Below are 6,389 nucleotides of genomic sequence, written 5' to 3' on the forward strand. Positions count from 1 at the left end.
TCTTTCTTCATGGCGTTGCTCTCCGAAGTGGATTCGACACCCCGAGCCTACCGGCTCAAGGCGGGCAACGCCGCCACTTCAGAAGTTCAACATCGATCGGGACATCCCCCATGCCGACCTTGGTGTGCGCTTCCGCGCCTTCTGTATAATTGTTGATCCAGTTTTCATGGGCGCTGTCTGGAAACATCAGCCGCAACCGGCCCTGGAATTCCGCGCGAAGCACCGCTTCGACATGCCCAGCGTCGCGCAACATTCGGCAACGTCCGATCGTTTCACTTATACGGGCGATATCAGCGGTCATGACGCGATCCTTTGGCGGGCGGCACAGGCGGCTTGGAGGCGGGTTTCGATATGCCGCGCCGCCGTTTTCAGGTCTTTTTCATGGAGGCCGGGCAGCACCGCGCTCAGGATGAACATGTCGATCTGGTGCTGGGCTGACGGCGCGGATGCCGCCAATTGCTGCCCGAGCGCCTCAAGCATCTGACAGTCGCTGTCAGACAATACGGGAACCGGGACCTGACGGATGTGCGTCGCTTCCAGTTTGAGCGCGCCGCCGCCAAGCGGCGTCCCTGCTGATTCCATAGCCGCGCGGCACCAACTGCTGTTGAACAAGGCGTAGAGAGCATGGCGCGTCCACCGCTTCTGCTCCGGCCACATCGTCGAGAAATTGGCGTCAATCAGGATCGGCGGCTGCGTGTTGAGTGCGACCACCGGCGTCCCGTGGTTGATCCGGGGCGTGAAGATCGCGGGCAGATGGCGGGGGGTGAAAGCCGGCAGCATGTACCAGAAACGGGGGATATCGCGTCCGTCGGCCGGCCGGCGGATATTGGTGCGAACGGCCGATAGATCGGGGATGAAACGGGCGGGTTCTTTCGGGTCCGGTGCAAGGCGGGCTGCCCGCGTCACGAAGGCCGCCAGTTCGGCGGGCATGACATGGGGCGCGGATTCGTCACGCTTGCGGTATGCCTCCGCCGCACGCGCGACCACTGCCTGGTCTTCCGGCAGAACCCACTGCCACAGATCAAGCGCACGGGTCGGCGGCAAGTGGCCGCGAATAAACGCCGACATATCTGCCTGGCGATGGAGAACGGGCCGCAACGCATCCGCAGGAACGCGGAACCGCACATTCTGGAAGCTGCCCGATGCTTCAACAGCAACGGTTTCGCCGTCATCGTCGCCGGCAATCGTCAAATAGAAAAACCGGTTGCATCCCGAACGCAGGCCCTGACTGACCCGGATGCCTGCTTGTTCGAGCGTCTGGAGATGTGCCGGGGCAGCGTCGAGGGGCAGCATGTCCCGCAATCCTTCCGGCACTGCTGCCGGTCTTGCATCGCCGTATGAAAAAAGCGGCAGCGTGTCGCGCCGGTCCTCTGCTTTCTGAAACCAGCCCTTGCGTCCCAGCCGCTGTTCCAGTGTGCGCCATTCCTCATGCAGCGCAAACGGACGGCTCTCTATCCCCTGCACCTCCCGGGACATCGCGACTGCCCAGTCTGCGAAGTCCCGCTCTGATTCCGGCCCGGGAAAAGCGCGGCCGACAAGAGACGCCCCGCTGGCCGCCTCCGGCGCGACTTGCAGCCAGCAAGCGGACGGCCATGACGTGCGGCCAGCCAGCGGCGCTGCCGCCTCATCCCACGGCAGCCGCCGCGCGACCACAAGATGCGTGCGTACCAACGCATCGGAAAACCAGCCCGGCTGCGTATCGGCGACGATGAACTCAAGGCGAAAGAGGCGCAGCAACAGGTAGCGCACGACATCCGCGTAGTCTCGCGAGCGCCATGTGGCAGGAACAACCAGTGCCAAGCGGCCGCCCGGCCGCGTCAGCAGGGCGGACAGGAGCCATGACGGCACCGAGAGATCGGCAAGGCCGGAATACCCTTCAACGAGAGTCTGCCAGAGCGCCCGCTCGTCGCCTGATACGCGCGCGCCCACGACAGCGGAAAGGCCCCGGCGCACGTCATCAACGCCCGCGCCGTCGCCGTTTTGCGACTGATAGCGCACGTAAGGGGGATTGGTGATGACGAGATCGTAGCCGGGAGCATGCAACGCGGCCACGTTGGAAGGATCGAAAGCACTGCCCGTGACGATGCGGGAGCCGGTGACAGCGCCATCTTCCTGCAAGGCTGTCATCCTGCGTCCGCAGAAGGCGGCTGTGTTGGGGTCAAGCTCTACGCCGTCCAGCCGCTCAATCTGAAATCCCCGCGTCCGCGCCGTCATGGCGGCAGCGTCGAGCAGGTCGCCGTGACCGGCCATCGGGTCGATCACAGCGCGGCAATCCTGATCGAGCGCGAGGTGCGCCAGGAGCGTCCCTAGCGGCAGGCCGGTGAAAAACTGCCCCAGACGTTTCCGCTGCGCCGGAGGCAGACTTTCCTCAAAGGACCGGGCTGAGGACCTGATCGCGCCGACGGCGTCAGTCGCCGACACTGCATAAAACTCCCGGCATCGGTTGTTCCGCGTACCAGCGGTAGAAGACATCAGCGTCGAGCGGCACTTGCTTGTGACGGCTGAGGAAGTGCGTCACAAGTCGCGAGTAAAGCCTCTGCGCGGTGACTTCGTCCGGGTCATGCGCGGCGGAAGCGGCGCGATGCAAGGCTGTGGCAACCGTCCAGACACAATCGTCCCCTTCGACCTTCTTCACGGCCTTGCGGCGCGGTCCCAGCAGAAGCACGGGATCACCACGCACGGCCCCTTGCGTCGTGACCTGCTTGAAGCTGCCCTGCTTCTTGTCGAGAACCCCCGCATATTCAACATCAAAACCGGCATCCTGATAGGCGCGTTGCAACGCATTCCACACGTCGGCGGAAGCAGAATGGAATACCATCGTGGCCTTGCCGGAGGGCTTTAATATCCGGCGCGCTTCGCTGAATGACCGGGTAAGCAGCTCCTGGTATTCTTTGATAGATTTGTCCTGATCGGGACTGACAATGGCCTCGTCCGTCCGGTCAGTGAATCTCTTAAGCCACGCTTCGTTTATGAAGCTGAGTTCCGCGTACGGAATATTGGCTCCAAAGGGCGGGTCAGTGAACACATAGTCGATGCTCCCGGAAGGCAGCCCGACTTTGCAGCTTGAACCCTGAACGACTTCGACCTTTCCGCTGCTGCCATCAATGATCTCGAACGCCTGCGAAATCGTTGTCAGCTTACGCCGCAATCCGGCAAAGAAGTTCTTCTCAACAGGCAGGCCGCTGACATAGAGAACGCCGGGTTGCGCGCTGGTGACGACCAGGTCCTTCTGATCGGATTTTGCCACGACGCGCGTCATGATCGTGCCGTGGGCCGCGTTGTAGCTCAGCAGCCAGAACCGCAACCCTTCGCGGAGCGCGCCGCGATAGGATTCCACGCGGTCCCACATGCGGGCGAAAATGATGAGGTTGCGCCGCGTATAGAAATGATGAACGTGCGTAATCCCCTGATGGTAGCCCTTGCGGTAGAGATCACCCCACGGGATGAGTGCCTGCGGCACGGAAGTCGGGATCGGTTCGGCATCTATCTTTTTCAGGAGGGCTAGGTCGGCCGCTGTAGCCGGACGAGACCAGCGTTTTTTCCCGGTTGCACCATACACACGGGCCATCGTGCGTCCGCGCAAGGCGCGCTTGTCGCCCAGAACGTCGTCGCGCTCCTGCACAGTGACCCGTTGCACCTCATCCATCGGGCTTTCATGACGGCATTTCGGGCAAGAGAAGGTCGAGGAAATTTCAGCCGGGTCGAGTGAAACGCATGCATCCCACAACGCGACAACGCTGTTGCAACCGGGGCAGCGCAGGTTGTCACTCCAGATCAGATGCCGGATAGAGCCCTTCTCACCGGATGGATCGAGGGCTTCGTACATCCAGCCGTCTTCGCTCTCGGCGGCGGCCAGCACGTCTTCGGCGGCCTTCCTGAAGGCAACGGGATCAGGCGGATTGGTCAGCGTTCGCCCAACAAACGCGCCGAGCGCACCCAGTTCATACAATATGGCATTGCGGGCACCCCATTGTACATTCAGGCCCAGCCGGATCGCTTCGGCGCGCAGTTCATCCGTCGGCCGTTCGCAAAGCAATGCGGCCAGGCCAGTGGTCCCGCTGCCCCCAAATCCGTCGAACACCGTGTCGCCGGGTTTTGTGTGGGCGGCGATATAGAGGGCAATCGCTTCCGGCGAGATTTTTGTTGGATACGGAAATGCCCCATAAAGGGCTCCGGTGCGCTTTGCGGCCAGCGGTCGCCGGTACAGCGCGTCCAGGGACTTCTCCGGCATTGACGGCACTGACTTACGTGGCTTGGGCTGGATGTGTTGCATGCGATCGGTCTCCCCCGGCATATTCATTTGTTTCATGTGCGCTCCGGTGCTGCTGGTCGCTTTTCGGGGGCCGGCCGCCGTAGAGCACGCGCCGGCTGATGATGCCGCCGCAGATATTCGTTGATGGCGCGCCGTATGACCCACGACACGGATACATCATCCTTGTTCGCAAGCGTGTTCAGCGTGTCGTAATCTCCGGGTGTGACACTGACGGTGACCCGGGGGCCGAGTTTTTTTGATCGATCACTCATGGTGGACCTGCTAATGTTCCCGTATTGTTCACCCTAGCCGGATGTGAGTCGAATTGCAACACATTGCATCACTTTGACTCACAGGTATAGGCTGTTCTTCCGCGTTTTCATAAGCATATCCAACGTCATCGCTCACGCTCGAAGTCCCGGTCATCGTCCCCACGCTCATTCCCCCGCTTCGAACGTGACGGCTTGATCCGCCGCCCGCCCGTTCCGCTCTCACCGCCCGTTTCATCGCGGTCCCGTGCCGCCTCCCGGAACTCATTCGCCAGCGGCAGCTCGGTCCAGTGCGGCTCCGGCAACGCCGGCGTCGGAGTTTCAAACATCGGCGCCTGATCCTTTGGCACGGCGATCTCGCTGTCCCGCCGCCGCGTCCGCTGCCGCCGACGAACAGAACCTTCACCACCATCACCACCACGCCCGCCGCGCGCGCTCTCACCCTTACCTGATTGCTGATCCTGCGCCTTCTCGGCCGGCTTATTGACCGCCGTGCCAAACGCCTTGCGTAGGTCACTGCGATCATCTTCAGGATGCCGGTCGATGGTGATGGCGACATCCTGGCCCTTTTGCCGGTCATCATGCAGATCATTATCACGCTGCTGATCGCGCGCTCGGTAGCGATCTTTCGCTTTGTGCGGCACGGCCGCTCGCCCCTTCGGCTTCAGCGCCAGATTAAGCGCTGGCATGTGGTCGTGCCCCTGGCGCTGCGCAATCCGCTCCTGTTTGCGCTGCGTCACCTCATAGCTTTTGAGCTCGCGCGCTTCGATCTGCACCAGCGCCCTGACCTCGCGTGCGGCATCGATCGCCTGCAAAGTATGCCGATGCTCCAGCACACGCAGCGCTTCTGCCTGCTGCTCCGCAAGAGCTGCCCTCTCCACTTGGAAGGCGGCGTAGCGCTGTGCATCACGATGTTTGTGTAGCTTGCTGATGACAAAGCTGACGCCCGTAACCCGGCCCAGAAACGCCGCCAGCCCGGTCGGCTTCGCAGCGGTGCGGGCCTCCTTCAGGCGTCGGGCTTCATCCAGATAGCGCGTGCGTAACTGTCGCCGCGCCGTCAGCTGCTCCTGCGAAAGCACGCCGACCTCGTGCCGATGCCGCGCCTTCATCGTGGCTTGGGCCGCCTCGACCTTCTCCCTGCGCGCTGTCTGCGCTGCTTTTAGAAGATCGAGCTTCTTGGCATCGCGCCCGGATTTGACAAAATCCTCACGCGCTTGGCGGTGCGATGCCACCAGGGCCTTGGCCTCATCGACGGTAGGCAGTGTCTCCGGCGGAAAATCCCGCTCCAGGAAAGCGCGGATGTCTTTCGTGCGGATGCTACGGTCGTCGATCAGTTTTGGCAGCGCATTCATGTTGCCGTACAGGTCGACCAGCACGTAGGGCCGGTTGCCGGTGGCGAGCACATAGCCCATCTCTTCCAGCGCCCGCACGAAGGCGCGCGGGCTGTCGCTGCGCTTCCACGCCGCCGTCACCGCTGCCATGCGCTCTTCTTTGGTGAGGCCGGAATTGCGCTCCTGCTGGGTCTCGTAGAGCGACTTCTTGCGCCTAGCATCACCCCCGCGCTCATAGCCGGCAGGAAGGGTCAGCCCATGATCGCGGGCGAATTCGCGCGTGACCATCATCAGCTTTTCATGATCGAATGGCTGGTGGATGGCCTTGCCAGCCTGCGCGTCGATGCGCGACCAGACGATATGACAGTGCTCGCGCCCCTCTTTGATGTGGAACACCAGGGCGCGGGGCTGACCCGTCAAACCGACAGGGGAATCGGGTGAGTTGAATTTCACGAGATGAGGCTGACGAGGAATTTTTCGTTCCACCCGGCCTTCAATCGTTTGTTTGTCATCGACAGTTTGGCGGGATTCCGCCGC

General features: G+C 62.2%; 5 protein-coding genes. All 5 read right to left on the reverse strand.

Annotation, left to right across the window (positions count from 1 at the left end):
* Nucleotides 1-55: 55 nt before the first annotated feature.
* A complete protein-coding gene (locus VQ042_RS24290) occupies nt 56-301 on the reverse strand; it encodes a hypothetical protein (protein WP_331822847.1) in 246 nt (81 codons plus the stop codon).
* Complete coding sequence (locus tag VQ042_RS24295; RefSeq protein ID WP_331822848.1) at nt 298-2,421, reverse strand: N-6 DNA methylase; 2,124 nt, start codon at nt 2,419-2,421, stop codon at nt 298-300. The genes VQ042_RS24290 and VQ042_RS24295 overlap by 4 nt, the downstream gene beginning before the upstream one ends.
* On the reverse strand, nt 2,408-4,309 hold the full coding sequence (locus VQ042_RS24300; RefSeq protein ID WP_331822849.1) for a DNA methyltransferase: 1,902 nt from the start codon (nt 4,307-4,309) through the stop codon (nt 2,408-2,410). Before VQ042_RS24300 ends, VQ042_RS24295 begins: the two co-directional genes overlap by 14 nt.
* Nucleotides 4,306-4,524, reverse strand: coding sequence for a ribbon-helix-helix protein, CopG family (locus VQ042_RS26215; RefSeq protein WP_442880222.1), 219 nt, complete (start codon nt 4,522-4,524; stop codon nt 4,306-4,308). The genes VQ042_RS24300 and VQ042_RS26215 overlap by 4 nt, the downstream gene beginning before the upstream one ends.
* A gap of 125 nt (nt 4,525-4,649) precedes the next feature.
* The coding region (locus tag VQ042_RS24305; protein WP_331822850.1) for a relaxase/mobilization nuclease domain-containing protein at nt 4,650-6,389 on the reverse strand (1,740 nt) is incomplete at its 5' end.

It is taken from the genome of Aurantimonas sp. A2-1-M11 (assembly GCF_036549475.1).
Taxonomy (GTDB): domain Bacteria; phylum Pseudomonadota; class Alphaproteobacteria; order Rhizobiales; family Rhizobiaceae; genus Aurantimonas.

Excerpts from the sequence above, each read along its gene's own strand:
- VQ042_RS24290 (WP_331822847.1), bottom strand. The coding sequence starts at position 301 with ATGACCGCTGATATCGCCCGTATAAGTGAAACGATCGGACGTTGCCGA.
- VQ042_RS24300 (WP_331822849.1), bottom strand. The coding sequence starts at position 4,309 with ATGAAACAAATGAATATGCCGGGGGAGACCGATCGCATGCAACACATC.
- VQ042_RS26215 (WP_442880222.1), bottom strand. The coding sequence starts at position 4,524 with ATGAGTGATCGATCAAAAAAACTCGGCCCCCGGGTCACCGTCAGTGTC.